Below are 25,993 nucleotides of genomic sequence, written 5' to 3'. Positions count from 1 at the left end.
GCCGCGTCATGATCGATGCCTGCCTTGACCGCATTCTCGAACACCTGCTGCGGCGGCTGGCGCGCAACAACGCGCCCGAGATCGACCGCAACGCGGCCCGGGTCATTTCCCGGCAGACCGAGATCGTGCCGGTCGAGGGCAACTACTTGCTGCTCGACCGGCCCGGCTGGCGTGATCTTTCGCGGCATTTCGACCTGACCATCGCGCTCGGCGAGGCGCCCGAGGTGCTTCGGGCGCGCCTGATGCGGCGCTGGCGCGCGCTCGGGCTTTCGGAAGGCGACGCGGCGGCGAAAGTCGATGCCAACGACATGCCCAACGGGCGGACCGTGCTGCAGGGCTCGCACCCGGCACAGATCACCCTCTCGGGCTCCCCCTCACTGGCGCAAGGCCACGATGGCCAGGCCGCCACATGACCAATCAGAAGGACACCAGCATGTACAGCTTCGACAAGGGCCCAATCCTCGTCACCGGCGCCAGCGGCGGCATCGGTGGCGCCACCGTTCGCCAGCTTTGCGCCCTCGGGGCCGATGTCATCGCCAACGGCCGCAACGAAGAGGCGCTTGCCGACCTCGCGAAGAACACCGGCTGCCGCACCCTGCCCTTCGACCTGACCTCCGAAGACAGCGTACGCGAGGCGCTCGAGGGGCTCGATCTTTACGGCGTGGTCAATTGCGGTGGCTGGGGCGGCGAGATCGCCACCCCGATGGAAACCGACATCGAGGTCTTCGACAAGGTCATGCGCATCAACGCTCGCGGATCGCTGCTGGTGACGAAATACGCGAGCAGGCAGATGGTCGCGGGCGGGCGCGGCGGCGTCTTCGTCAACGTCTCGAGCCAGGCATCGCTGGTCGGGCTGAAGGGCCACATCTGCTACGGCTCGTCCAAGGCGGCGCTCGACAACATCACGCGGGTTTCGGCGCTGGAGCTTGGCGAACACGGCATCCGGGTCAATGGCGTCAACCCGACGGTGGTGATGACGCCCATGTCGGCGTGGTACTGGGGCCGCCCCGATGTCGAAAAGCCGTTCCTCGAGACCATGCCGCTGGGACGTTGGGCGACCGAGGAGGAGATCGCGGCGCCCATCGTTTTCCTGCTCTCCGACGCGGCCTCGATGATCTCGGGCGTGAGCCTGCCCATCGACGGCGGTTTCACTGCCGTCTGATGCCACAGGATGCCCAGCCCATGCGCACGCTCGACCTGACCGCCCTGCCCCGGCTTCCCGAGACCGTCACGCGCCCGGCCTATGCCCGCGCCGCGCTGTCACCGGGCATCCTTCACATCGGCGTGGGCAATTTCCACCGCGCCCACATGGCGGTCTACCTCGACCGGCTGTTCTCCCTGGGAGAGGGGTTCGACTGGGCCATCGTCGGCGCGGGCCTGCGCCCCGCGGATGCCACCATGCGCGACCGGCTGGCGGCGCAGGACTGGCTGAGCTCGGTCACCGATCTGGATGACGGTCACGCCAGCACCCGTGTCACGGGGGCGATGATCGACTTCTGCCCGGTGGCCCCCCGGGCGGTGCAGGACCGCCTCTGCGATCCTGCGATCCGTATCCTGTCCATGACGGTCACCGAAGGAGGGTACTTTCTCGACAGTGACGGCACCGTCATGCTGCAAGATCCTGCGCTGCAGGCCGATATCGCAACGCCGGACACGCCCCGCACGGTCTTCGGCATCGCGCTTGCGGCGCTGCGCCGACGCCGGGCGACCGGGGTCACGCCCTTCACGGTGCTGTCCTGCGACAACCTGCAGGGCAACGGCGATGCGACGCGCCGGGTGACGCTTGCGCTTGCCGATGCCCAGGATCCTGACCTTGGCGCCTGGGTCCGCGAGAACGTGGCCTTCCCCAACTCCATGGTCGATTGCATAACGCCCCGTACCGGTGCCGGTGAAACGGCACTCGCCGATCGTGCCCTCGGCCTGCGCGATGCCGCGCCGGTCACCTGCGAACCGTTTCGGCAGTGGGTGATCGAAGATCATTTCAGCGCCGGACGACCGCCCCTGGAAAAGGTGGGCGTGACCTTCGTGAACGACGTCAGCGCCCATGAGCTGATGAAGCTGCGCCTGCTCAACGCCAGCCATGCAACGCTGTGCTATGCTGCGGCCCTGCGCGGCCACCGGCTCGTGCATGAAGCGATGCAGGACGCGGTCATCGCGGACTATCTGCGGACGGTCGCCCTGCGCGAGACCATCCCGACGCTCGGCAGGCTGCCGGGGGTTGATTACGCCGCCTATCTTGACGACGTCCTGAAACGCTTCCGCAACCCGGCCATCGGCGACACAATCGCGCGGCTGGCAGAGGACGGATCGGACCGACAACCCAAGTTCATCCTGCCCACGATCGCGGATGCTCTTGCCCGCGGGCTTGAAATCGAGGGGCTTGCGGTCGAGCTGGCGATCTGGATGCGCTTTTGCGCCGACCCGCCGTTTCCGATTGCGGACCCTCTTGGCGAGACGCTCACGGCTCGCGCGCGGGACGGCGCGGAGGCCTTCCTCGATCAAACCGTTGTCTTCGGCGCCCTCGGCAGGGACGAAAGGCTGCGACACGCCGTCTCCTCCGCGGCAGATGCCCTGAACCGTGACGGGCTTGCCGCAGTGCTGAAGGCCTATGCAGACGGGTGGCTGCCCGGCTCTCGACCTGAATCTCCCGGTGTGACCTGCGAAGACGTCACGGGATGAGCCCCATTGGTCCCAACAGGCGGCGCCCGATATATTCCGCAGCGGCCGCAGCCCACCCTTGCCGGACTGGCATGTCGGCATCGCGCCTTACCCCAGCTTCACGCCCTGCAAGTCGCCGGGTCTAGCTGATAGCGGATGACGTTGCCTTCATGGGCCCCGCCAGCTGTTCACGGACGTAGGCGACGACGCCCTCGCGACCGGCTTCGGGAAAGCCGGCCTCGAGCGCCATCGTCTCGACCGCATCTTTCCGGAATTCCCCAAGCTCAAGGACGCAGTGTCGGCGGACCGCGGCGCAAACGAAGTCCCGGGAGGCAAGCGCGGCCTTGTCGGGGCTTTCCACCTCCGCCTGGAGAATACGGTATTTCTCCGCCGTTGACACGTGGAACCGTTCGCGCGCTCTGGCGGCTAGCTGACGCGCAAACGAGCTGCTCAAGGCTGCTAGCTTAGATCTCGCATACAGACGGGTGACGCCGCCTGCCGAACAGCCGCCGAAGCTCGCGTGCCTCTAGGCCTGTCACCGCGACGATCTCGCGTTTTGAGACCGATGGATCGGCCCACATAATGGCGGCCCGGCCAATGCACTCCAGGCGCAAACGTTGTCGAGGTTCCTCCTCGACCGATCCAACCTCCTGTTGGTATGTGGAGTGGTTGAATTGGTTCATTACTTTTCCTTTCTCGACCGACCGCACCAACACGTGGTCAGCCGTCTTGTGCGGCGCACTTGGTCGCACCGTGGCGGTAGTAACAGAATCCCAAAAGGTGCCTGCAACGAGATCAGATCAACTTAAGCGGGAATTTGCTTAACTCAGCGTAACAATGTTCGTTCTGGGCCATGCACGGCACCAAGCTCGCTCCTAGCGTTTTGCCAAACGCCTCAGTACGATGGTTTGTAAGCTGGGCCACCACTCAAAGGTCGCGTTAGCGCTCTTCTCGATGATGACCGCGCCGCTATTGGCCGTTTCGGCGCACCGACAGTCCGATGAGCCCACCAACAATGTTCAGCGTTCCCTCCTCGTGCCGCCTTGTCATGACTCGCAGGTACCCGCCTGGGCTGAGGATTGGCGTGTCCGGATCGCAGGCCTTGGCGTCGAGGATGAACATGGACCAAGTCGCGTCCTCCACGCCCATTTTTCGGACGGCATCGTCCCAAACCGACTGACTTATACCGAGTTCTGGCACCCGAGACTGCGCGGCAACCGTGAAGTCATGCAGGCTCAGACTCGACCAGCCGCCGCGTCCTTGCCGGCGCGCGTTTAGGTAAAAGCGCATTTCCTCTGAGGCGAGCGGAATAAATGTTTGAATTGGGATGTTGGTGAGGATTTTTGACTTGTGCGTAGCTCCTCGCTCCCAATCCTTTTTTTCTTTGCAAGACGAGGCGTGACCAAGTGCGCCGTCATCAGTGTTCAAGGACGCTTGCTTGCCTGCGTTCGGCTGCTGAACGCCAGCGTTACAAGGTACTTTATTAAAATCTTGGGTTGTATCTTGTATATAGGGCCGCTCGTTTTCATGCGGTCCATCGCCTGTTTCCGACATCGCATGCAGCAGATCGAGCGCCGCAGTGCAGAGAGCATCAGCTTCGACGACATGCGCCCGTAAGTTCGCAAGCGGCATGCGGTGCAGCTTGTCGGCACTCGGCCAGCTTTCGAACGCCTCAGCAACGGCCTGCACCTCGCCCGCTGCCCCGTGCATCGCGATCAACTCGGCTAGACAACTCTTCAGGTGCTTCTTGTGGATGCTGCGCAGACCCCGCAGCTTGGCGTGCTGCCGACGCTTCTCTTCGTTTTCCTCCCGTAGCGTGAAGAATTCCTGACAGCGTTTGATGGCGACGGAAAAGTACACGCCGCACCCGACAAAGCCTGATCGCGCGCCGTTGCCCATCGTCCGCTTTTCGATCAGGCCGGCCGCGACCAATTGCGCCTCGTCTGCCCGGATCCGACTCGACGACACCTGTCGCCGCTTGGCAATCTCGGATTGCTGAAGATAGCAGCAGGGCTCCTCGTAGCCGCTCTTGAAGGCGCTGGGACGCGTCGCGGCGATCATTGTGCGAAACGTCGCCAACGCAGCACTCCTGACTCCGAGCCTTGGGGCCACGGCGTCGATCAGCGCCACGAACCCGTCGCGCTCCATGCCCTGTGGTAGAGAGGGGAAGGGGCTTTGTTGTTGGACCGGTGAGATGGCTTCAGCCACATGCATTATTTTATTTTCCTCGTCTGGGTTTGGCGAGGCGGCAGTTGGCAATATCCACCCGTTCGCACAGGTGCGTTTTTGCTTGTTTGCGATGGGGAGAGGCTGATAGAGTAACAAGTGATGAGGCTTGCTACAGGGTTTGCAGACCCTCGTTCTAAGAGCTCCCCCCGCTGAAGGTTGCCGCCTTCGCGGGGTTTCTTATTTGGGGGGGAGAAATCGCTCCTTTCTTGAATAGCACCGCTTCCATCGGCATAGCGTAGATCAGGGGCCGCCACGTCTGTAGCGGATCCGCCCCGTGAAGACGCCGCTAGTAGTTCACTTGCTCGTAGCCATAATTGCCTTGGTAGTCCGACCAGTCCACAAAGACCGCTCGGCGCGAGATATAGGGGCAGGTTGCACCCCAACCTTCATTCCCAACGAAGGCGGCAGGCAAGGCCGAGGGATCCGTGTCGCGCCAGTAGAACTCCCCTTGCTGACCATAGCGGCCAATGCGTATCCGGTTAGAGCGCTGGCAATCGTCATTGTCTTTACCGCGCGCCCGCTGGTGCATGTGCTCGACGCTGTAAACGCGGATCGAGCGCACGAAATCGAAGACCGGATCGCTAATATCGATGTCGGCGACGCCGTTCTCGGACGAGTAGTTCGCGACCTGCTGCACCAGCTCCTGGCTCAGGGCGCTATCCGCTGTATCACGTCTCAGTACTGCAGAGATCGCCGCGTGCTGCGGCAGTTCGCGCTTGCGGTAACTGGTACCAAAAGCGACGAAGTCATACGGGCTTTGGACCGAGTGTACGCCTTCGCCCAACGCAATATCATGAAGGCGCTGCTCCGGCGTTCGGTCCAAGCTCCCCGGATAGGTCGCGTGCATCGGGCAGCGCCAGATCTGCAGCGGCGGCTCAATGGGTGATGGGGTGATCCGACGGATGAACTCCGCCTTGGCCATACTGCAGGGCGTGGAGGCTGGCCAGCCGCCGGAAAGGCAGAGCAAAATCGCGCAGTCGACCTGATAGGCCTGTGCTGGCTGCGCTGGCATAGCCAAGCTCGCGGCGGCTGCCAGCGTTGCGGTCGCCGCAGCGCCGAAAAGGTGCTTCATTATCCGAACTCCCGCATAAGGTGTGCTGCCACTAAACACATCACAAACTGAATCGTCCAGTATCCATTAAGGTCAATACATCACTTATGAATGCACTACTTATGTGTTTGGAAGTTTTTTAGCGCGCGTAGGTTTCAAGCGGCGGCTCGCTAGCATGTCGTGTCGTCGCTACCACTTGGCGTAGGCGCTGCAGATCAAACTCCGCCTCGGGAAGCTCGCTCTCCCCTCCCCCAAGAACCTCCGGCCAGGCGACCTATCCGGAGGAGGCTGCGGAGCGCACAAACAGGTGAATTTGTTCAATACATAACTATTATACACTATAATTAATTATGTATACTACTAATTATGTATTGATCTCATGCATATTTCTCGATAATCAAAAACTGTGTAAGCCTCCTCCACGTCACTCGACAAATCGAACGACCCCAAGAGCGAGGCAAGCCAATGAGAGAAGTTTCACCAGTGATTACGCTTGCGGGAGTGAGGGAAACCCTGGAAGCCGGTGGGACAGTCGAAGTCGAGTGCATCGAGGCGCCTACGCGGGTGAGCAACCAGTTCCAGGCCGCGTGGAAGTTCTACGCCGTTGCCGAAGTTGACGGCCAAACGCACCGACTGCTTCTTGTCCACGGCAGGGATATCAAGACGAAGACCATCCGAACTCTGACAGGTCTCCTGTCCTTCGGCATGGATCTCGGCGTCTCCCCCATTTCCGTTCCGCGTCACGTAGGAGAGCGCGCGGTCTGGAAAATCTATGAGGACACGTCGGAAGACTAAAACACTCTGTGCGGCCGCCGCGCTCACGGCAGTTGCACCTTGGGCCAAAGCCGAGGTCATCGATCTCGGCAGCCCGCGAGACGCGGGGCGGGTCACCGCCTCGGTTCTCGATTTCGGAAAGCCGAGGGACCTCCCGTTTAATACCGGTCCAGCGCAGCCAATTGCCCCCTCCGTTATACCTTCGCGTCCCGGCCTCGCCCATCGCTACGGCACTGCGCAGACTGAGCGCCTAGTCTCCACCGTCGCGCAGGCCCACGCCCGCCATCCAGGGCTTCGACGCGCCGGCATCTCCCCCGTGGAGTGGGGCGCCCTCTTCCGGGCCAATATCGCCATAGAAAGCAATTTCCGGCAGTCGGCACGCTCCCCTGTGGGGGCGATCGGCCTTGGTCAGCTCATGCCTAGGACGGCGCAATCCCTCGGCGTCGATCCGCACGACCCGAGCGAGAACCTCGACGGCTCCGCCCGCTATCTTCTCATGCAACTCGAAGAATTTGGATCGGTGCCCTTGGCGCTTGCCGCCTACAACGCCGGTCCGGATGCCGTCGCCCGGTACCAGAGCATTCCTCCCTACCGGGAGACACAAGAGCACGTGCGCAAGGTGCTCGACGTCTACTTAGCAACCATCGGTAAGGACCGCATATGATCACGTTCAGCAAAGGGACTTGGACCCGCCTCACCTCCCTCAACTGGAAAGGGCTGTTTTTCCTGCTGCCCATCTTCGCGTTCGTCGCCGAGCCCGCGCTGGCGCAAAACCTCGATCCACTCGAGAATATGCTCGGTACGATTGTCGATGCTCTGACCGGCCCCATCGGCAGGCTGATCGCGATCCTCGCTCTCGTCGGCGCCGGCTACATGATGTTCACCGGGCGCCTCAATTGGCCGCTGTTTCTGGTCATCCTCGTCGGTGTTGTTCTGGTCTTCTCGGCCGAGACTATCATCGACGGTTTCTCGACCACCTGATGCCATGAGCCTCCCCGCCCGGCTAGGGCCGGGAGGTTTTCCTTATTGGAGCGCATGCCGATGCAAGAGCACCCCCTGTTTCTCGGGCTGACACGTCCTCCCAAGTTCTTTGGACTACCGCTGGGCTATTTCATCAGCTTGGCGCTCGGCTCGGTGATCCCTTTCGTCGCCTTCGACGATGTGCGGTTCCTCGGGATTGCGCTTATCGCCTATCCGATCCTCTGGCTCGTGGCTGACCGCAACCCGCATCTCTTCCAGATCGTGATAGGGGTTCTCTCCACCACCCCGCGTACGCGGACCTACAAGCGGAATAGGGGCAATCACTATGTCTCTTAACCGCCTGTCCGCCCTCTTCGAGGACAGCGCCCTGCTGCGTTCGGTGCTTCCGGAGAGCCTCTTTGCCGAAGAGCCGGTGGCGCGGCACCTGCCCTATCTCTCGGCCCCCGAGGATGACCTCATATTGACCCGCCAGGGGGACCTCCTCGCCTCGGCCGTCATTGGCGGCGTCGACAGCTTCACCGCCGAGGCGACGGAGATCGAGGCGTTGACGCAGGGTTTTGCCCGTTTTGTCGGCCAGCTTGGCGAGCGTTTCGGCTTTTACGTGAACAAGATCACCATCCCCGCGGATCTCGACCTCGCGCCCATGGATGAGAATGGCTTCGCTGCGGAAATTGATCGGCGCTGGCACGAGACCATCGCGGCCAAATCCCTCAAACGCCGGACCCTGCTGCTCACGCTCGCCATGCGTCCGAGTGCAAGCCAGAAGATGGGTCTGGGCCGGGCCGTAAGAGCCACCTTCGAGGCTGATCTCGTGGTGCGTAAGGAGCGCATTGCCGAAGCCATGGGCCTTCTGCAGGCCATGTATCACGCCGTGGGGTTCCGGCGGCTGCGCGTCTCGGACGGCGATTGGCTGGGCTATCTTGGCACGATCCAGGGCCAGGAGTTCCAGCCCATGCACGGCCAGCCGGGCCAGTTCCTCTCGACCTCCATGACCAACGCCCAATATCTCTTCAAGGGAAAGCGATTTGATATCGACAATGGCACGACCCGTCGCTTCGGCGCGATTTTCGGTGTGAAGGCATGGCCGAGCAAATCGCTGCCGACCGTGCTCGACGCGCTGGAACTGCCTTACGACATCGTGGTCACCAACAGCTTCACGCCGATCCGGAACAACCAGGCCGAAGAAAAGATCGCCCGCACCGCCCGGCAGATGGGGGCGACCGAAGATGCTGCGCAATCTCTGCGCGTGGGGCTTTACGATCTTCTCGACGATATCGCCTCCGGGCGCGGCGTTCTCGGCAAGCATCAGCTCACCGTCATGGTCACCGCAGCCAGCGAACAGGCCCTCGAGGAGGCCGCCTCGGAAGTCTGGCGCGCCGGGCAGGAGTCGGGCGCCACGCTGGTGCGCGAGAGCTTTGCCGCCCGCGCCATGTTCTTCAGCCAGGCGCCAGGCAATTGGCGCTACCGGCACCGCGCCGCACTGACCACCTCGACCAACTTCGCAGATTTTGCCGCCTTCCACGCAGGCGCGCCCGGGCGCGACAAGCACCAATCACCCTGGGGCGAGACCGTCACCGTCCTGCCCTCGGTGTCGTCGTGCCAATACCGGTACAATTTCCACGAGCCTGGCTCGCGCACCGCTGAGCCCTCGGGCGGGCACACGCTGGTGCTGGGGCGCCCGGGCTCGGGTAAGACGCTCGGCACCGCGTTCTTGATGGCCCAGGCCCGCCGCGTCGGCGCACGCATCGTGGTCTTCGACAAGGACCTCGGCCTCGAGATGGCCGTGCGCGCCATGGGCGGCACCTACAGCACCGTCCGCATCGGCCAGCCCACGGGCTTCAATCCCTTCCTCACCGAGACCGCCAGCCGCGGCGCGGCCTGGCTCACCGATTGGACCGCCGACATTCTCTCGCGCAGCGGCCGTCCACTCGAGACTTTCCAGACCGTGGCGCTGAATGACGCCATCCGCCGCGTGGTGGCGGCCGAGCCCGAACTGCGCAGCTTCTCGGCCCTGGCCTCGGCGGTGAACCAGACCGACGATGATGGTGATCTCGTCGCCCGGGTGCGCGAGTGGACCGTGGCAGGCCGTTTTGGCTGGCTCTTTGATGAAGAGGCCGAGACCGGCATTCAGATCGGCGAGGATGTCGTCGGCATCGACATGAGCGAGCTTTTGGATCTCGGCACCGAGCGCACCGCGCTTCTGGCCTATCTCTTCCGCCGGATCGAGAATATCATTGAGGATCGCCGCCCCACCATCCTCGTCATAGACGAGGCCTGGAAGATGCTGAACGACGAGATGTTCGTGAAGCGCCTGCAGGAATGGCTGGTCACCATGCGCAAGAAGAATTGCGTGGTGATGATGCTGACGCAAACCCCCGGGCATCTCGTGCAATCCAGCGTCGGCTCGATCATCTCGGAAATGGTCTCGACGCAGATCCTGTTTCCGAACCCGGCGGCCCATCCCGAGGACTACCGCATTCTCAAGCTCAATGACCGCGAGGCGGAATTTGTCTCGCAGAGCACCGGCGGGCTGAGGCTCGCGCTGCTGCGCTCGGCCGGCGACAGTCTCTTCGTCAACTTCGACCTCTCCGGCCTCGGTCCGGATCTCGTCACCGTGCTCGGCGGCGGGGCGAAAGGCGAAGACCGTGCGCCCTTCGAGTGGCGCCGTAAGTCTGATTTCTGGAAGGACATGGCATGACAAAGCTCCTCTCCACCGCCGCCCTGATGCTCGCTCTCGCCAGCTGCGCCGCCGGCGTCTCCACCGGACGCAAGTCACCCTGCGCCGGCACGTTCCGGACCGAGGGCAGCTACGCGGTTATTCCCGCCACCGCGACGCGCGGGGCCGTGGTGAGCCGGAGCGCCGCGTCGCCTTCCCAGATGAGTTTTGCCGCGGAGGGGAGCGATGATTGCCAGTTCTCTCCGCTCTGAGCGCACATCAAGGATCCCGGCATCGCTGGCTAGGGCGGCGGGATTGGGTGTCGCCGGATTGATGCTCACTGCGGTCACCGCACCCTGCGCTTTGGCGCAGGGCGTGCCAGTTGTCGACGGCTCGAATCTTGCCAACGCGATCTCGCGGCTGTCCGAAGGCACGCGCGACTTTGCCAAGCAGCAGGAAAAGCTCGGAAATCGCAAAGAGCAGCAGGATCTGCACGAAGAGCAACTGGAGGCCTATGCGCGGTTCCTTGAGCAGACGACAGGCACAACCAATGTCTCCGACTTCGAAGACGGTGTGGGCGGCTTCCCGAGCGCGGACGAGACCTACCCGGTGACCGAAGAGGACAGCAGCAACGCGCAGCGGCTTTTTGGCGAGGATGCCAGCGTTGAGCAGATGATCATCGAAACTGCAGCGAAGTACGAAGGTCATGCCGGCGTTGGCGCGGCAGGCCTGACCCCGCTGACCTGGCGCATCCTTTTCCAGTCCCTCATTAAGCAGGAAAGCCGGTTCAACAATGCCGCGGTCTCCCATGTGGGTGCCATGGGTTTTTGCCAGCTCATGCCCGGCACCGCCGCCGATCTCGGCGTTGATCCGCGCGATCCCTGGCAGAACCTTGACGGCGGCGCGCGCTACATCCTGGCCCAGCTCAAGTCCTATGGCCGGATCGATTTTGCCTTGGCCGCCTATAACGCCGGGCCCGGAAACGTCAACAAATACGGCGGCGTGCCGCCTTTCGACGAGACCCAGAACTATGTCCGCCGGATCCGTGGGTACTACCAGACCTACCTCTCGTTCATCACCGGCAGGGATCAGACCGGCACCCTCGCCGGGGTCGACGGCGCCTCGGCGCAGTGGGGCAACTGGTCGAATGCCTCCATGGGCTACGCCGGAGAGATGAATGGCCAGATCGATATGGCAATGCAGCGCATCTATGACCTCCTGCAGCAGGCAAAACCTGAGACCGAAAAGCAGGCCGTCGATCATAACACCTACCTGATGGCCGAGCGGGCCCGGCTCATGGCGCTGACCATGCGCTTGCGCGCCGCGCAGGTGAAAGTCGACGCCGCCCGCGGTCTCTCGGACGCCGCCCAAGGGCTGCAGGCCACGAATTTCTGGGAGTATCGCGATGAGTAAGAGGACCGCTCGAACGGCCCTGCGCCGCCTTGCCATTTGCCTCGGTCTAGCCAGCACCGCTGCGCTCGCGCTGACCGCACCCGGTCTCGCCCAAGGCGTACCGGTGGTCGACAGCTCGAACCTTGCCAAAAATGTCGAGCAGCTTCAGCAAGCACTGCAGGATGCCGAAAACCAGATCGAGCAGATCCAGCAGCTGAAAAAACAGATCGAACTGCAGATGGAGCAGATCACCAGCCTCGAGTTCATCGGGGACTCGCTGGCCGGATTCAACGACATCGCTACGCTCTACAACAGCGCCGAAGACCTGCGGGACCGCGCTGCCAAGATAACCGATCTCAGCGGCTTTGCCGATGATCTGGCCATGGGAGATTTCGACGCCCTCCTCGACAACCTGCTCGATGGCGATGTCACCATGGGTGAAAAACACGCCGCCGAGCAGATGCGCGAGACGCTGGCCTCGGCCGGGCTGACTTCCGATCGGCTCTCGCAGCTCTCCTCCTCGGAAAACCCTCAGGACAAGGTCATCGCCCAGACCGCCGGCACCAGCGCGACGGCGATTGCCGCAGCGCAGCTGTCGTATGAAGAGGCTGAATCCAGCCTCGAGCGCGTCAACGGGCTAGTGGACGAGATCGCCAATCAGGAGACACTCAAGGAGAGCGTCGATCTCAACACGCGAATGGCAGCCGAGACCAATTTCATGCTCGGCCAGATGTGGCGGCTCAATGCCGCCGCAGGCCTCGCGCAGGGCCAGACCGGCGTGAACTGGGCCGCCGAACAGGCCAAGGAGCGCAGCTTTTTTGATTACTCGGGCACCGCAGACTGAGCGGTGCCCATCCGCGATTTACGAGAGGAGGTTCACATGCTTTCGAAAATGATTACGGGCCTGACGGCGAGCCTCGTCTTGGTAGGTGCCAGCGGCGCGGAATCGGCCGGGGACGCTAGCGCCGCGTCCGCGCGGGCGCTTCGAGCCGCAGCCATCGCGGCCGTAGAGGCGGAAGACGCGGATGCGCTGCTGGCCATCATGCAGGAAATGCAGCGCCGCAGCATGTATTTCTTCGAAGGCGACGAGGTCCTGTGTCGCCGGGAGCCGCCGAAGGTTGGGCTGCTCGCCAAGCCGGGGTTCAACTTCGGCACGGCGCGCACCGCCTATCAGACCTTTAACAAGGTGCAGCGCCTCGAAGAGCAAACCTGCACCTGCCCGCAGGCCGCGCGCTCCTTCGAGGAATTCTCGGTCGAGTTCCTTGGCGTGATGCCCGAGGACATCTCCGAGACCGAGATGCAGAAGCTGCGCGAGTACAACATCGCGAACAAGAACACCGTGTACGCTGAATATCGAGATTTCCGGAATCAAACCTGCCGCGAGGCTCCCTGATGGCCATCATTGCAGATGTCCTGTCGGCGGTGGATACCACAGCCGCGTCTGTCGGCGCCGCCGCCTACGACGAAGTGGCGAGTTCAGTCCTTCCGGTCTTCCGCGTCGGCGCGACGCTCCTCGTGGCAATCACCGGGATCAACCTCGCCATCCAAACCGTCCCAATGACGCTCAGTAACGGGTTAAGCCTCATCATGCGGATCGCGCTAGTCGCGATCTTCCTTTCGTCTTTCGCCAACTTCGACGCGGTTTACGGTATCTTGGCCGAAACCCCGAGCCAGTTGGGCGGAACCGTACTCTCAGCCATGACTGGTGCCAGCGTCACGGACCTCTACCACGGTCTCGACACGCTCTATGTACAAGCCCTCGACCTTGGCCAAGCGGTCTCCGAGAACGGCTCCTACATCTCCGGCGCCCTCGCCAGCCTGCTCATGTTCCTCATCGCGGCCCTCATGGCGACCATCTCCATCGTCGTCATATGCGCCGCGAAACTGATGATCGCGGTGCTGATTGTTGTGGGGCCGTTGGCGATTGCCTGCACGCTCTTCAAGCAATCCGCGCCGATCTTCGAGACCTATACCAAGCTGGCTTTGGGGTTCGCCTTCGTGCCCCTGCTGACCGCCGCTATGGCCGGCTTCACCATCGCCACCAGTGAGATGCTCGCGCCTGAACCGGATAGCGCAGAGACCATCGGCGACATCATCGGCTTCGTGGTGGTCATGATGCTCGGCACCGGGCTCATGTTCATGGTTCCAACCATCGCGCAGTCTCTCGGCTCGACCGCCATCGGCCTCGGACAGGCCGCCTCCGGGACCTACCAGCAAGCCAAATCCCACAGCTACGGTACTGTCGCCGGCGCTCGCGGCATGGCCGAGGGCATGACTGGCCGGAAGGCACCCAGATACGGGATGAGTTCTACCGCTCGCCGGGAGGGTCACGCGGTCGGCACGGCGATCTCGAGCGCTGCGGGTGGCGCGCCTGGCACTGCGGCCGCTGCCGCGCGGCTCGCCGTGTCCTTGGCGCAGAAATCCGTCGCCAAGGGCGGCAAGTAATTGGCCCGCGAAGGAGGTTTTGGTGAAAGAACACAGCTTTGATACGGACATCATTATGGGCCCGCGCCGCAGCGAAAAACGCGCCTGGATTGTAGCCAGCGTGTCCGCCGGCGTCTCGGTCCTGATGGCCCTCTCCGTTGTCACGATGATGCCGCTCAAGACAACCGAGGTCTTCACGGTACTCGTGGATCGCGACACCGGCGAGGCAGAACGCATCATGCAGGTTCAACCCACCGGCATCGACGACGAGCAAGCGATGAAAGAAAGCCTCGTGGTCTCTTACGTCTCGGACCGCGAGTCCTTCCTCATGGCCGGCATCCAGGAACGGCTCGAAAGCGTGCAGCGCCGCTCCACCGGCGGCGCGCGGCGCTCGCTGGTGGCGCTCTGGAGCAATGACAGCGACAATGAAAGCTACCCGCCCCGCCTCTATGGGCAGGGGGCGGAAGTCACCGTGCGGGTGAAAACCATCACCTTCCTCGAACCGACCGTCGCCCAGGTTCGCTATGAGAAGACCCTGCGCACGCCGCGCCAGGACAGCGTCACCCGCCCCTTCGTGGCGGTCATCGGGTTCGAGTTCCAGCCGCGCGAGGAACGCGCCCTCGAGCGGGTCTGGGAAAACCCCCTCGGCTTTACGGTGACAAGTTTCAATGTCTCCGCCGAGACGCTGGGAGGCTGACCATGCGACACACCAACGCCCTCATGTTCGTCGCTCTCCTCCTCTTGCCGCTACCCGCGCTGGCAGAACGCGCGCCGCAAACCATGGGCCAGGACGCCCGCGTGCGCTCGGTCTGGTACAATCCCTCGGACGTGATCCGCGTGGACACCAACCTGCGGACCAACACCGCGCTCGAGCTTGGACGCGGTGAACGGATCGAGCAAGTTCTCCTCGGGGACTCCGAGGCCTTCGATGTCGAGGTTCTATCGAACCGCAACACGGTCTCGGTGAAACCGGTCATCGGCAGCGCCCACAGCAATATGACCATCTACACCTCGCGGCGTGCCATCGCCTTTGTCCTGACCGAAGGCCGCAGCAAGACCCCTACCTACCGCGTTGCGGTCAAATATCCCGAGGACCAGCCGGCCCGGACCTCGAGCACGCCCAAGGCGATCGGCACCCGCGACACCGGCTACGAATACGCTGGTGGAGGGCAGGCCCGTCCTAAGGCGGTCTGGAACGATGGGCATGCGACATATTTCGAGTTCCGCCAGGGGGTCCGCCCCTCGATCTTTGCCGTCGACGGCGAGGGCTATGAGCTGACGGTGAACTCGCAGACGCGCGGCCGGGTCGTGCGCGTCGGCGGTGTGGCTGAGGCCTTCACCATCCGGATCGGCGACGAGGTGATCTGCATCCGCCACGTCGCGGGCGGCAAGACCGTGGACCCGTTCATTCTCCGCAGCCTTGCCGGGAAGGAGTTCTGAGATGGCCGAGCACAAGGGCACCGACGATCAGGCTGTCGAAGACACCGTCTTCGAGAGTGACGGCGCGCCGCGGGAGAAAGCCTACCGCGTTGAGCGCAGGCAGAGCCGCGCGGCGATGGGGCTCAACTCACTCGCCGGCAAGCTGGTCTTCGGCAGTGTCGGAGGTTGCCTGCTTGTTGTGCTGGCCTACGCCATGGTCGCGGGCGAAGAGGACAGCGCGCCCATAGAGACCTCCAACGTCACCGAATTTCAGGACGGGGCTACCGGCAGCGGCTTCGGCAACATCGCGCCCGCCGCGGCACCCGAGCCCGAGGACGACGGTTTTGACTTCGGCCTCATCCAGGATCAGCTCGACAGTCAGCGCAGCGCCCTCGAAGAGCGCAATGCCTCCCTGCAAGAGCAGGTGCAGCAGCTGCAGAACAGCCTCGCCGATCTGTCCGGTCGCGCGGGCAACGAGAACAGCGTCCTCGTCGCGGACCTCTCCCGTGCCCTGCAGGAAACGCAGGAGCAGAATGCCAAAATGGCGCAGCAGATGCGCGAGGAGTTCGCCAATCAGCTGAAATCTCTGCAGGCCGCCAATGAAGAGCGGATGACCCAGCAGGAAGAGACGCTGGAATCGCTGCGCCGGGAAAATCAGACGCTCCAGACCGAAATCACCACCGCCAGCAATGACGCCGCGCGGGAGGCCCAAGACGCGGAGGCCGAGCGCCGGAGGCAAGCTCAGCGCGAGAGCGAGCTCGCCGCACGCCAGCGCCAGCAGCAGGAAGAGCTGCAGGCCCGCATCGAATCCGAAGCGGTGATTTACGACAGTGGCGCAAGCTCAGGTGGCGCGGGATCATCGACTGACGGACCTGAGGATACACTCGGCCAGCTGAGCCCTCGCGGAGAGTCACGCGACAGCACGCTGCGCGCCTTTGTCTCTGGTGGCGGTGGGGTAACCCCAACGGAGCAGGCGACCGAAATTGCCAATCCCTCTTACACGGTTCTGCAGGGCACGATGATTCAGGCCAGCCTCGAGAACGCGGTCGACTCCTCCCTGCCTGGCACCGTCTCGGCCGTGGTCAACTACCCGGTCTGGTCCTTCGATCAAACCCAGGTGCTGATCCCTTCCGGCTCCCGCCTCTTCGGGTCCTACAGCTCGGACATCGATGTCGGTCAGGGGCGGATTCTTATCGGCTGGACCCGCCTCGTGACCCCCGGCGGCCAATCGGTGCAGCTTTCGGCGTTCGGCGGTGACCAGGTGGGCCGTTCGGGCATCAGCGGGCACGTCGACACGCGCTTCGGAACACGCTTTGGCAACGCCGCACTGATCTCACTCATCGGCGCGGGCCCCAGCATCGCTGCCGCGCAGATAGACGATGACACCACCTCGGACATGGCCCGCAACGTGACCGAGGATCTTGGCGAAACCACAACATCGGCGGCGGCGGAATACGCCACCCTGCCCCCGATCATCACTGTAGAGCAAGGCAGCGCCATCACCGTCATGGTTGATCGTGATCTGGAATTCTTTTGATGACCTCAGCTCCGCCGCGCGCATCCTTCCTTGAAAGCTATCTTGCGCCCCTGGGCTCCTATCTCGGGGATCCGGACGTAGTGGAGGTCGCGATCAATCCCGATGGCAGCGTCTGGATCGAGCGGCAGGGCAACAGCCACATGCAGCGGGCCGAAGGGCTAAGCGTCGCGCCAGCCCAGGCCGCGGACCTCGCCAAGGCCATCGCCTCCGAGGTCGACGTGCCGCTCTCGACGAAAAAACCGATCGTGTCGGGCAAGATCACGCATGCCGGCGCGCCACTGCGGGCGCAGGTCGTGGCAGCCCCGGTGATCGAAGGCGCACCTCCGATCTGCTTCCGGCGGTATTCGCAGTCCAAGCTCGAGATCGGGGACATGACGCTTCTGCATGGCGAGCTCGTCGATCTCGACAAGCGCCGCCGGGACCGGGCGCAGCAGGTTCGTGAGTTGAGCGGTTCGAGCAGGGTCACCGAGGCCATGAGGCTTTGTATCGAGGACCGACTAAACGTGGTGATTTCCGGCGGCACCTCCACCGGCAAGACCACCTTTGCTCGCGCGCTCCTCGACATGGTCGACCCGCGCGAACGGCTGGTCACCATCGAGGACGCCTTCGAGCTTTTTCCGAGCCACGCCAACACCGTCTGCATGAAATCGGACCGATTGCCGGGATCGGAGAAGTCCCCGGCCAAGCTCCTGGAATCCAGCCTGCGGATGCGGCCCGACAGGATCATCCTTGGCGAGCTCCGCGGCTTTGAGGCCCTCACCTTTCTCGAAGCCATCAACACCGGCCACGGTGGATCTTTCACCACCATTCATGCAGACACCGCGCTCAAGGCCATTGATCGGCTTGCCATGATGGTGCTGGGCACTGGGCTGAACATGAGCTTCGAAGAGGTGCGCCGCTACTGTGCGCACAGCATCGACGTGGTGATCCAGCTTGGGCGCGAAGATGGACGGCGGGGGGTTGCGGAGATTTTTCTGCCGGGGGTATGCGCACCACGACAGCAGGAGTAAAATATACTGAACAATATGGCCCCGCCCTGAGAAATATTGAGGCAGCGCCTAAGCGTCCGAGAGCTGAGCGCAGGTCGCGGAGCAGACACGGTTTCTTGGGTACGTATTCCCGCGCCACCGGCCGCGACCAGCGCCGCACTGCTCAAGCGTCGATTGCAAGTTCGTTTAATATGCCCCCTTTCGACAAATGCTCGTTCACCCATTTCGGTTTACGGCCCTTTCCGGTCCAGGTTCGAGCGGAGTTTTCTGGATGTGCATACTTCGGCGCCCCTTTTGAGCCTTTCACACCGCCAGGGCCGACAAGCTCGGAAAGTGAGTAGCCGTACTCCTTGGCCGACGCTTGTGCAGCAGCCAGAGCTTTTGCTTTTTGTCGAGCATCGTAGCTCTCTATAGCCTTTGAAATTTTCTTACTCAGTTCTGTCAGCTCTTGACGGTCCATCTCGAGGAGATCGATGTTCGAATTCATTTTCGTGCCTCTCTGTTTCGGGTCATCCATTCGAAGTACACTAAATTTATATAATTTTTACGGAAATATACATCGTTAAATTTTGTATTTATGCTTTATATTCATTCGCGCCAAGCCGTGATGAACTCATCTGAAGACCAAGTTCAAACACTTCTACTTTCAGATCGCCACAGAGGTAGATTGGAAAGGCCCTTGATCACAAAGCGGAGGTGGACCACCCCATCGGAGAAGATCAGTTATGGACTGAAACTTCATTCTACGGCGCAAACCACGTTCCATCTCTCACAGTCCAGAGCGGTGCCCACGGCTCTGTTGCAAGACAAGGGGATACGCGCCTATATCCCAAGCCGAAAGAAAGGCAAGACACCGGTCAAATACCCCTCTCGGGCCATTGCTGCGCAACACCCTGCCGGGCAGTGGACAAACGCCGATACAAGCGGCGTAATCGCATTGAGATCATGTTCAGAAGACTCAAGGACTGGAGGCGTGTGGCCACCCGCTATGACCGGTGCCCGAAGGTTTTCCTTTTGGCCATAGCCCTCACCGCACTCGTGATCTACTGGTTATGAATCCTGACCCTTCTGTATCGTAGATCTGCTAGCGTGACCCCGTCACGTGTCCCGGCCAGGACCCGTGACGGGGTGGTGCGCGACGTCTGACCCTTGTGGCATGGCCACGCTTCTTAGCCTGTCGGCACCGCCTCTCCTTCATTGTCTCGAACAGTTGCCAGCGGCCCTCGTGGGACCGCGTATCAGAAGGAGGAGAGCATGGAGAAGGTAACACACGGTCGGATCATCGGGATAGATGTGAGCCGAGACTGGCTCGATATTCACTGGCTTCCGGACGGTCAGCGTCATCGCATCCCCAATACCGATAATGGCCATGTCGCGGTGTCCGATCTCGCTCACGACCAGAGAGCCGTCGTCTGTTTCGAAGCGACGGGTGGGCAGGAATGGCGGCTCTGGTCCTATCTTCAGGATGCAGGCGTCGAGGCCCGCCAAGTGCCGCCGGCCCAGGTCAAGGCCTTCGCGCGCAGCCTTGGAACCCGAGCAAAGACCGACAGGATCGATGCCGAACTCATAGCGCGCTTCTTGGTCTTCAGACCCGAGGCAGGACGAACACTTCCCGCCGAACATCTACGTCTTCTCAGGGCCTTGACCACCAGACGGGCACAGCTGGTCGAGATGCGAAAGCGGCTTCTGGCGCAGATCCGGGCGCATCGGAAATCGGGAACGGCAGAGCTGTTCGAGGATATCGATGTGGAGTTGAAGGAGAGGTTGGATGTTGCGATCACCGAGTTGGAAAGCAGAATTTCAGAGCTTTTGGGGCGCTACAGGCATCTCGCGGACACCGCGCGGATCCTTCGTTCCGTTCCCGGCATCGGACCAGTCGCCAGCTCAACGCTGATCGCCGAACTTCCCGAACTCGGCGCTCTCACCGGCGAAGAAGCTGCGGCCCTGACCGGTTTGGCACCAGTGGCGCAGGACAGCGGAACGTTGCGTGGCAAGCGCGCAATCGCCGGTGGTAGACGCGCCCTACGACATGTCATGTTCCAGGCAGCGCTGGTTGCCTCGCATCATAACCCGACGCTCAAAGCGTTCGCTGATCGGCTCCGTAAAGCCGGGAAACCACACAAGGTCATCGTCACGGCCGTCGCGCGCAAGCTCGTCATCATCGCCAATGCTCTGTGCAAAAGCCGACGGGAATGGGAGCACAGACACCCCTGAAAGATACAGTTGCTAGAGCGTAAAAGGAGCATTCAAATTCCGCATGCTCGCTTAAAGACGGCTGGAAAGGGTGCCCCGGCGGCAGATTGATGGGCGCGCGCGCTCTGCCGAGTAGGCTGTGATCTGACAAGTACAACAGTGCCAGGCCCGAAGGCGGCCCCTGTCATCTTCCGGACGCCTGCGCCAATGGCACGATTTTCGGGAGCCGCCGCGCCGCACTGCCAGAAGCCAGAAAATGATCGCCGCGACAGCAAGGATACCGAGTATAGTAAGCACTGTTACCCAGATTTCCATTTGCTGCACTGGGATTGATATGGTTTTCAAAAGTAGACCCTCGTCTGTTAAAATATTAACTTTCTAGACTAGGAGATTAAAAATCGCCTGCCTCTTCACGTATTTTATTCTTAGTCAGAATGCGCGGAATGGGCTCAGAGCGGGCCTATGGCAACATAGAGTTATTGACCGGTCGAACAACTCCCTACGTCGGTGTTCGAGACGCTAAATGAACTACTGTCGCCCTTCGCTTCCGCGTGGCCGCAGAAACAGATCCAGAACAGCGTCTAAGAAACGCCGGACTTCAGTAACGTGTGCCGGTCTGCCCACTCCCCGGACTAAACCGTCCATCATGCCGACGATCTGAGGCGTACCATACACGCGGCGAGGCACCACACAGGCCCTTTGCAGCGCTCTAAAATTTCTCGACCTCGTCGAACTTCGCCAGGTCCGTAGCTCCTGCCCGTCTGGGCCGCCGCCGGGACGTGGCCCCACTTTCACCGTCGCTCTTCCGGCAGGTCTCTGCTCGCGCCCGCATCTCGGCAAACCGCTCGCTATACGTCTGGCAAGTCTCGACAGTCTCCTCCGCCTGCACAATCTGCGCTAGGCTCGCGACCTTCTGCTTTGGCTTGGCGGTCAGCGGCGGGTACGGCAGCGCATGCCCTTGCCGCGCTGCCTCGATCGCCGTGAAGTGGTGATCCTCATAATAGCGAATGTGATGTGCCTGAATCGGATACTGGCCTTCCGGCAGAACCAGCACCTGATCGAGCGGGAACTGCAGCAGCTTGCCCGGCGAAATCAGCGGTCGCTCTTCACTTCGGCGGCTGATATTGGCGTTATCGTCGAGCTCGCGGATGCGGCTCTGGCTCTCGGTTTTTGACACCACGGTGTGCTTGCCGAGCATATCCGACAGGACCGTGGCCGTCCGGTCGTCCTGCGGCGTCATGAACACCTTTACCCCTGCCCCGGCCATGAGGGCGCGACGCCCGGCCTCGCCATAGAGCGACGGGTTGTCTAGACCGGCGATCGACTGAGTGATGATGAAGAAGCGCCCGCCGAACGAACGGATTGTCTTAATGCTGTTCTCGACCAGCGGCTGGCGCCCGAGCTGATCGAACTCGTCCATGAGAAACATCACCGTGTGTGGCTCATCCGGCCCAGGCTCTACCCGCTGCAAGGACGCAATAGCTTCGGCGAAGAGGAGACGCACCAGCGGCGCGAGGGTTTTCAGATGCTCGGCCTGCATGGTGATATAGAGCGTCTGCGCCTCGCGCCGGAAATTCGTCAGGTCAAAATCGCTCTCGTTTGTCGCCCGCACCACTGAGGGGTCATCCCAGAGCTCGAAGCCCGCGCCACTGATGACGGAGCGATAGCTGTCGGTGATCTTCTGGCTCATCCCCGCCATCTCGGAAAAGATCGTCGCGACGATGGGAATATCAGTCATCTCGGCATAGTCGCGGTAGGTCTGCTCGGTCTTCCCGCTGCCACCGAAGACCTCTTTGGCAAATCCAAGATTGGGCCGGCCCTGCTCGATTGCAAAGAGGCAGGCGGCAACGAAGAGCCGCTTGCCGGCCTGGTAGAACCCCTTGGCCTGGTCGCCTTCCACGACGAGGAACTGGTCGGCCAAGGTGTTGAGCGCGGTGTACTGCTGATCCGCCGAGGACATGGCCGAGATCCGCGACAGCGGGTTGAAGCGGTGTGTCCGCGTCGAGGGGCCACCTTCGGCCTCCACGTAGTCGAAGGGCGAGAAATACCAGATGCGGTTTCCGAGCCCCTTCTGACGGTGAATGGAGGTCTTCTCGAAGTTCTCACCCTTCACGTCGAGCACAATGGCGCTGCCGGTATGGTGCAGCAGGTTCGGGATGACAAAGCCCACGCCTTTACCGCGACCGGTCGGCGCCACCATCATCGCATGCGGGAAACGGTTCGGCGTGGCCGAGATGTAGAGGCCCTTCTTCTTCGGCCGTGCCGTCTTGCCAAATACGAACCCCTCCTCGGAGATCGGCGCGACCATCTTGTTGCGCCGCAGCTCTCGTCGGGTCTGGAAATGCGCATCGTCATAGCTGGTGAGCCGTCCACGGTAGACCCCCGCGACACCCACCGCGATGAGGCCAAGTGCCACCGTCCCGTTGATGAGACCAATTACCTGCAGCGCATCTGGATTGGCCTGCAGCGCGGGCCAGGACCAGCGCAGGAACCACGGCTCGAGCGCATCGAGACTATTGAGGCTCTCGCGGAACACGATGGCACCGTAGATCGTGGCGAGCATGGCGCCGATGTAGCCACCGGCCAACAGACCGGTGACCACCGCGAGCGGATAGCGCCAGGCGGTGTCGAGCGTCTGGATCATGAGAGAGCCTCCCGCTGCCTAGTGTTCGTGGCCGTCCTCGAGGTCTGCACCGTGCTCGGTGGAATGCTCTGCTGCCAGCTCCGCCTGATGCGTCCGCGCCATGGTCTGGTAGGCCTCCACGGCCTCGCGCCTGCGAGCCCCCTGCCCGACCACAAGATCCGCTTCGGTCTTCAGCTCGGCCGCAATCGCCGCCCGTACCGCAGGGTCTCGGATCTCGCCCTGAAGTGGCGTGCTGTCTCCCTCGAGCACCTGTCCGAGCGCCTCATTGGACAGCTCGCCGGTCATTCTGTTCACGAGCGCTTCGATGGCCGGCACGTCGGCAAGCGGGTGGTGCTTGTCCACGGTCAACAACTGATCAAGCGCCAACTCCTCGGCAAGGTCTCGCGGCACCGTCACACCTTCGATAATCCGATGCCCCTCTTCCAGCATGTCGGTCAGCCGCGCGGAAGCATCTTCATCCAAAGCCTCCGCTCGGCCGCGCCACGCCTCGGCCTGCGCAACCGAATGCTCCCCCTGAAGCAGGTATTCGGCCAGCTCCTCGGCTGTCGTGGACATCTGCGCCATCAGATCCGTTTCGGACGAGAAGACGACAGTCAGCGCATCGCGCATGTCGTCCAGTGCGCTGTCGATCTGGCGCACGCTCGGATCATCCAGTTCGAGCCCTCCCCGCACGTGCTGCAGAGACGTTGGCGTGAGATGCGCGAAAAGATCGTCGCCAGCATGCGCAATCGTCGCATGGTCCTGGAAGAAAGGATCCGCCTGGGTCGCCGCTATGAGTTCGGCGCTGGTGCGGGAGAACTCCGCTTGCATCCGCACCCGCTCGGGTCCGGCGTCCATGGACTGAATGCTGTCCCAGGTCTGTCGTGCCTCGGACAGCATCTGATCACGGGCCACCGCCATGGCGGCAATCGCATCGAAGCTCCCGTTCTCGAGCGGGGGCGGCGTCAGGGTATCGGCCTCGGACATGAGGGAGCCTCCTTCTTCCAGGGTTTGCGCCGACGCGAAGAACGCTTGCGACAGCGTCTGCATAAAAGCGTTGCCGGCGCCGGACAGCGAGGCCAGCTGGCCAAGACCGGCATATTGCCGCGCAAAGTCCGTCACCACGGCCCGGCGTCGCGCCCTCTCCGCCTCCGACATCGATGGGGCCGGGACGAGGTCGCCCCGACCCGTCCGGTCATGTGCCGCGCGATACTCGGTTTCGCGCGGCGGGTTCTCGATGATCCCGCGCGACAAACGATTTGAGGCCACCATCTCGAGACCATGCGCCCGCGCAATTTCCGCATGGCGCTCGCGCATCACGTCGTAGTTCAGCTCAGACTTCATGCTGATCGACAGAAAGTTGCCCCAATCGCAGCCGACCTTGTCGACGACAAAATGCGCATGGATGTGATCCGGGTCGCGGTGCACCGCGGCGACGTAGCGCCACTGATCACCATAGTCACCGCTGGCAAAGATCGCCTGCCCCCACTCACGGGCTACCGTCTCGGCCGCGTCGATGCCTGTGCCTTTGGGGAAACTCAGGATGATGTGGTCAGTGTGCCCGCGGCGGGGCGCGCCGCGCCAGGCCGACGACCAGTCCTCAACCGCCCGCGCCAGCGTGGTCGAGCGAAGCTCACGATCCACCCCGGCGAAGTTCGTCCAGGTGGCATGCGCCGCGTCTTCGCGGGTGATGTAATTGAGCTGCCGGGTCAGCTCTTCTTTCGAATGGCACCCTCCGGCCCGGATCCGCTTCACCACGGACTGCGGCGCGCGCTGCGCATTGCCGGCAAATGCTCGAAAGGAGCGGGACTGCAGGCCGCCCTGCCCCGCACCCGGAACGCGCGTACCGCTGCCGCCACTCCGGCTGCGGCGCGCGAGGTCCTCGAGCGGATAGCCGAGAACAGCCTCCTGCAGAGCCAGCGGCCGTGCCGTCATGTGTCCTCTCCCGGGAAGGCCACCTCCACCAGGGTCCGGCGTCGCGCGACGTTGATAAAGGTCGTCAACGCCTCGGTCAGATCACTCACCCGCGCATCAAGCTGCGCCACCGTCTTGCCGTCGCGGGCGTTCCACTTGAGGCGCCCGGAGTTCGCAAGCTGGGTCATCTGGTTGAGATTGCGCCCCACCGCCACGAGCTCGCGCCGGCTCTGCGCCAGCGCTTCGATCTCCTCTACCCGCAAATCGAGCGCCCCGACGGCGAGCCGCATGAGGCGGCGCATGCCATCCGAGGGCGTCAGCCCCTCGGCCTCCATCAATGCCTTGAAGGCCGCGTATTCTTCCGCCGTAACCCGTGTGCCGATCACGGCGCCTTCGGTGGTCGTATGTGGCGAAGCCGATTGGCGGCGCACCCGCGCCACTGTCTGCCGCGACCGCCCGGTGCGTCGGGCGATCGCGGCATCGGAGAACCTCTCGCCCAATAGGCGAGAGATCTCGGTGATGTCCTTGTGGGTGAGCCGGGATCCGCGGGGCATAATACAACCTCAGGATGAATCTAAAGAAAAAACACGCTCTAAAGGCGTACAACACAATACCGTTCCAGCCAACCGACCATGAAGGCCGGTTTTCGCCCCTTCGGGGAATTTCCGCTTGCGGAAACCGGACAGCCTTCATGGTCTCCGTGTCGCGCCCGGTGACCCCTCGGGGTCACTTAGGCAGGGCGCGGTGATCCGCAGGTCAGGAGGGGGCAATCTCGCCCCTGCGAGAGCTGCCGCCGGGGCCGTCAGCGGATCACACCCGTCCCGATGTGCCTGGCGTGGGGCGCGTGCGCCCCACGCCAGGCGGAGAGGGCCAATGTGCGATTTTTTGGCCCCCGGTCCCATGTGCGCTCCGCGCGCTATCTCCGGGCCAAAAAATTTCGGCAAGACCTGGATCGCAGGAGAGCAGGAATGAATGACTGCACGATTGCTGGAATGCCGGATCAGCGGAATGCTGCAGATATTGAACTATTGAGTTTTTAACTCATTGAGATGATGAGAGATTGAGTGCCGGAGCCGTGGTGATGTTGATCGCTGGAGGTTTGGGATGCCGGAGTGCTGGCGTACCGGATGTGTGGACCGCGGGACTTGGAGGA

At 62.5% G+C, this 25,993-nt stretch carries 25 protein-coding genes, 1 tRNA gene and 2 pseudogenes; 20 read left to right on the top strand and 8 right to left on the bottom strand.

Going from position 1 to position 25,993, the window contains the following annotated elements:
• The first annotated feature begins 8 nt into the window (after positions 1–8).
• From D6860_RS15645 to D6860_RS15635, 3 genes are read left to right on the top strand one after another with little or no spacing between them, the layout of a single operon-like run.
• Complete coding sequence (locus D6860_RS15645) at positions 9–413, top strand: nucleoside/nucleotide kinase family protein (RefSeq protein WP_076625939.1); 405 nt, start codon at positions 9–11, stop codon at positions 411–413.
• The gene (locus D6860_RS15640; protein WP_229743327.1) at positions 410–1,162 is read left to right on the top strand and encodes an SDR family oxidoreductase; all 753 of its coding nucleotides are present in this window, start codon (positions 410–412) and stop codon (positions 1,160–1,162) included. Before D6860_RS15645 ends, D6860_RS15640 begins: the two co-directional genes overlap by 4 nt.
• Before the next feature lie 20 nt (positions 1,163–1,182).
• A complete protein-coding gene (locus D6860_RS15635; RefSeq protein ID WP_076625941.1) occupies positions 1,183–2,679 on the top strand; it encodes a mannitol dehydrogenase family protein in 1,497 nt (498 codons plus the stop codon).
• Between the two features lie 121 nt (positions 2,680–2,800).
• Here D6860_RS15635 and D6860_RS15630 read toward each other — a convergent pair whose 3' ends face one another.
• The 3 genes from D6860_RS15630 to D6860_RS25490 all read right to left on the bottom strand — a co-directional run bounded on the left by D6860_RS15630 (position 2,801) and on the right by D6860_RS25490 (position 5,959).
• Positions 2,801–3,112 carry a hypothetical protein gene (locus tag D6860_RS15630; RefSeq protein WP_076625942.1) on the bottom strand — a complete coding sequence of 104 codons (312 nt, stop codon included), beginning with the start codon at positions 3,110–3,112 and terminating at the stop codon, positions 2,801–2,803.
• A 515-nt stretch (positions 3,113–3,627) separates the two neighbouring features.
• The gene (repC, locus tag D6860_RS15625) at positions 3,628–4,872 is read right to left on the bottom strand and encodes a replication initiation protein RepC (RefSeq protein ID WP_076625944.1); all 1,245 of its coding nucleotides are present in this window, start codon (positions 4,870–4,872) and stop codon (positions 3,628–3,630) included.
• A 301-nt stretch (positions 4,873–5,173) separates the two neighbouring features.
• Positions 5,174–5,959 (bottom strand): hypothetical protein, encoded by a 786-nt coding sequence (locus D6860_RS25490; RefSeq protein ID WP_076625945.1) that lies wholly within the window; start codon positions 5,957–5,959, stop codon positions 5,174–5,176.
• A gap of 444 nt (positions 5,960–6,403) precedes the next feature.
• On the opposite strand from D6860_RS25490, the gene D6860_RS15615 reads away from it, so the two are divergent.
• From D6860_RS15615 to D6860_RS26005, 5 genes and pseudogenes are all read left to right on the top strand, one after another.
• The gene (locus D6860_RS15615; protein WP_128549254.1) at positions 6,404–6,733 is read left to right on the top strand and encodes a hypothetical protein; all 330 of its coding nucleotides are present in this window, start codon (positions 6,404–6,406) and stop codon (positions 6,731–6,733) included.
• Positions 6,711–7,376, top strand: a complete 666-nt coding sequence (locus D6860_RS15610) for a lytic transglycosylase domain-containing protein (protein WP_083697997.1) — start codon at positions 6,711–6,713, stop codon at positions 7,374–7,376. The genes D6860_RS15615 and D6860_RS15610 overlap by 23 nt, the downstream gene beginning before the upstream one ends.
• Positions 7,373–7,693: a TrbC/VirB2 family protein gene (locus D6860_RS15605; protein WP_083697998.1), complete on the top strand. Its 321-nt coding sequence runs from the start codon at positions 7,373–7,375 to the stop codon at positions 7,691–7,693. The genes D6860_RS15610 and D6860_RS15605 overlap by 4 nt, the downstream gene beginning before the upstream one ends.
• A gap of 54 nt (positions 7,694–7,747) precedes the next feature.
• On the top strand, positions 7,748–8,029 hold the full coding sequence (locus D6860_RS26010) for a VirB3 family type IV secretion system protein (protein ID WP_083697999.1): 282 nt from the start codon (positions 7,748–7,750) through the stop codon (positions 8,027–8,029).
• Positions 8,019–9,107: pseudogene (locus D6860_RS26005) on the top strand (hypothetical protein); the annotation flags it as partial. The gene D6860_RS26010 and the pseudogene D6860_RS26005, both read left to right, overlap by 11 nt.
• Here the strand turns inward: D6860_RS26005 and D6860_RS25300 are convergent.
• Positions 9,063–9,164, bottom strand: a tRNA-Phe gene (locus D6860_RS25300). The pseudogene D6860_RS26005 and the gene D6860_RS25300 sit on opposite strands and share 45 nt — an antisense overlap.
• Here D6860_RS25300 and D6860_RS25295 point away from each other — a divergent pair.
• From D6860_RS25295 to D6860_RS15550, 10 genes are read left to right on the top strand one after another with little or no spacing between them, the layout of a single operon-like run.
• Complete coding sequence (locus tag D6860_RS25295; RefSeq protein WP_162607130.1) at positions 9,123–10,391, top strand: VirB4 family type IV secretion system protein; 1,269 nt, start codon at positions 9,123–9,125, stop codon at positions 10,389–10,391. The genes D6860_RS25300 and D6860_RS25295 overlap by 42 nt on opposite strands.
• The gene (locus D6860_RS15590; RefSeq protein WP_076625948.1) at positions 10,388–10,621 is read left to right on the top strand and encodes a hypothetical protein; all 234 of its coding nucleotides are present in this window, start codon (positions 10,388–10,390) and stop codon (positions 10,619–10,621) included. Before D6860_RS25295 ends, D6860_RS15590 begins: the two co-directional genes overlap by 4 nt.
• Complete coding sequence (locus D6860_RS15585; RefSeq protein WP_083698000.1) at positions 10,596–11,762, top strand: lytic transglycosylase domain-containing protein; 1,167 nt, start codon at positions 10,596–10,598, stop codon at positions 11,760–11,762. Before D6860_RS15590 ends, D6860_RS15585 begins: the two co-directional genes overlap by 26 nt.
• The gene (locus tag D6860_RS15580) at positions 11,755–12,585 is read left to right on the top strand and encodes a type IV secretion system protein (RefSeq protein WP_083698001.1); all 831 of its coding nucleotides are present in this window, start codon (positions 11,755–11,757) and stop codon (positions 12,583–12,585) included. Before D6860_RS15585 ends, D6860_RS15580 begins: the two co-directional genes overlap by 8 nt.
• A 36-nt stretch (positions 12,586–12,621) precedes the next feature.
• Positions 12,622–13,134, top strand: coding sequence for a hypothetical protein (locus D6860_RS15575; protein ID WP_076625950.1), 513 nt, complete (start codon positions 12,622–12,624; stop codon positions 13,132–13,134).
• Positions 13,134–14,186 (top strand): TrbL/VirB6 family protein, encoded by a 1,053-nt coding sequence (locus tag D6860_RS15570; protein WP_076625951.1) that lies wholly within the window; start codon positions 13,134–13,136, stop codon positions 14,184–14,186. The genes D6860_RS15575 and D6860_RS15570 overlap by 1 nt, the downstream gene beginning before the upstream one ends.
• Before the next feature lie 22 nt (positions 14,187–14,208).
• Positions 14,209–14,862: a VirB8 family type IV secretion system protein gene (locus D6860_RS15565; protein WP_128549252.1), complete on the top strand. Its 654-nt coding sequence runs from the start codon at positions 14,209–14,211 to the stop codon at positions 14,860–14,862.
• A 2-nt stretch (positions 14,863–14,864) separates the two neighbouring features.
• Complete coding sequence (locus tag D6860_RS15560; protein WP_076625953.1) at positions 14,865–15,605, top strand: TrbG/VirB9 family P-type conjugative transfer protein; 741 nt, start codon at positions 14,865–14,867, stop codon at positions 15,603–15,605.
• Between the two features lies 1 nt (position 15,606).
• A complete protein-coding gene (locus D6860_RS15555) occupies positions 15,607–17,121 on the top strand; it encodes a TraB/TrbI/VirB10 family type IV secretion system protein (protein WP_076625954.1) in 1,515 nt (504 codons plus the stop codon).
• On the top strand, positions 17,121–18,131 hold the full coding sequence (locus D6860_RS15550) for an ATPase, T2SS/T4P/T4SS family (RefSeq protein WP_076625955.1): 1,011 nt from the start codon (positions 17,121–17,123) through the stop codon (positions 18,129–18,131). The genes D6860_RS15555 and D6860_RS15550 overlap by 1 nt, the downstream gene beginning before the upstream one ends.
• A gap of 142 nt (positions 18,132–18,273) precedes the next feature.
• Here the strand turns inward: D6860_RS15550 and D6860_RS15545 are convergent, their stop codons facing one another.
• The gene (locus tag D6860_RS15545; RefSeq protein WP_076625956.1) at positions 18,274–18,597 is read right to left on the bottom strand and encodes an H-NS histone family protein; all 324 of its coding nucleotides are present in this window, start codon (positions 18,595–18,597) and stop codon (positions 18,274–18,276) included.
• A gap of 312 nt (positions 18,598–18,909) precedes the next feature.
• Between D6860_RS15545 and D6860_RS15540 the strand changes: the two are divergent.
• Positions 18,910–19,166, top strand: a pseudogene (locus D6860_RS15540) (transposase); the annotation flags it as partial.
• A 198-nt stretch (positions 19,167–19,364) separates the two neighbouring features.
• The gene (locus D6860_RS15535; protein ID WP_076625957.1) at positions 19,365–20,324 is read left to right on the top strand and encodes an IS110 family RNA-guided transposase; all 960 of its coding nucleotides are present in this window, start codon (positions 19,365–19,367) and stop codon (positions 20,322–20,324) included.
• A 688-nt stretch (positions 20,325–21,012) separates the two neighbouring features.
• Here D6860_RS15535 and D6860_RS15530 read toward each other — a convergent pair.
• Genes D6860_RS15530 through D6860_RS15520 form a run of 3 tightly spaced genes read right to left on the bottom strand, consistent with a single transcriptional unit; the run spans position 21,013 to position 25,394 of the window.
• On the bottom strand, positions 21,013–22,947 hold the full coding sequence (locus D6860_RS15530) for a type IV secretory system conjugative DNA transfer family protein (RefSeq protein WP_076625958.1): 1,935 nt from the start codon (positions 22,945–22,947) through the stop codon (positions 21,013–21,015).
• Between the two features lie 18 nt (positions 22,948–22,965).
• Positions 22,966–24,861: a relaxase/mobilization nuclease domain-containing protein gene (locus D6860_RS15525; protein WP_076625959.1), complete on the bottom strand. Its 1,896-nt coding sequence runs from the start codon at positions 24,859–24,861 to the stop codon at positions 22,966–22,968.
• The gene (locus D6860_RS15520; protein WP_128549251.1) at positions 24,858–25,394 is read right to left on the bottom strand and encodes a plasmid mobilization protein; all 537 of its coding nucleotides are present in this window, start codon (positions 25,392–25,394) and stop codon (positions 24,858–24,860) included. Before D6860_RS15520 ends, D6860_RS15525 begins: the two co-directional genes overlap by 4 nt.
• Positions 25,395–25,993: the final 599 nt, after the last annotated feature.

It is taken from the genome of Salipiger sp. D13 (assembly GCF_003703915.1).
GTDB classification, from domain to species: domain Bacteria; phylum Pseudomonadota; class Alphaproteobacteria; order Rhodobacterales; family Rhodobacteraceae; genus Salipiger; species Salipiger profundus.
The sequence above is the reverse complement of the archived record's forward strand: the minus strand, read 5'-3'. Positions and strand labels throughout refer to the sequence as shown.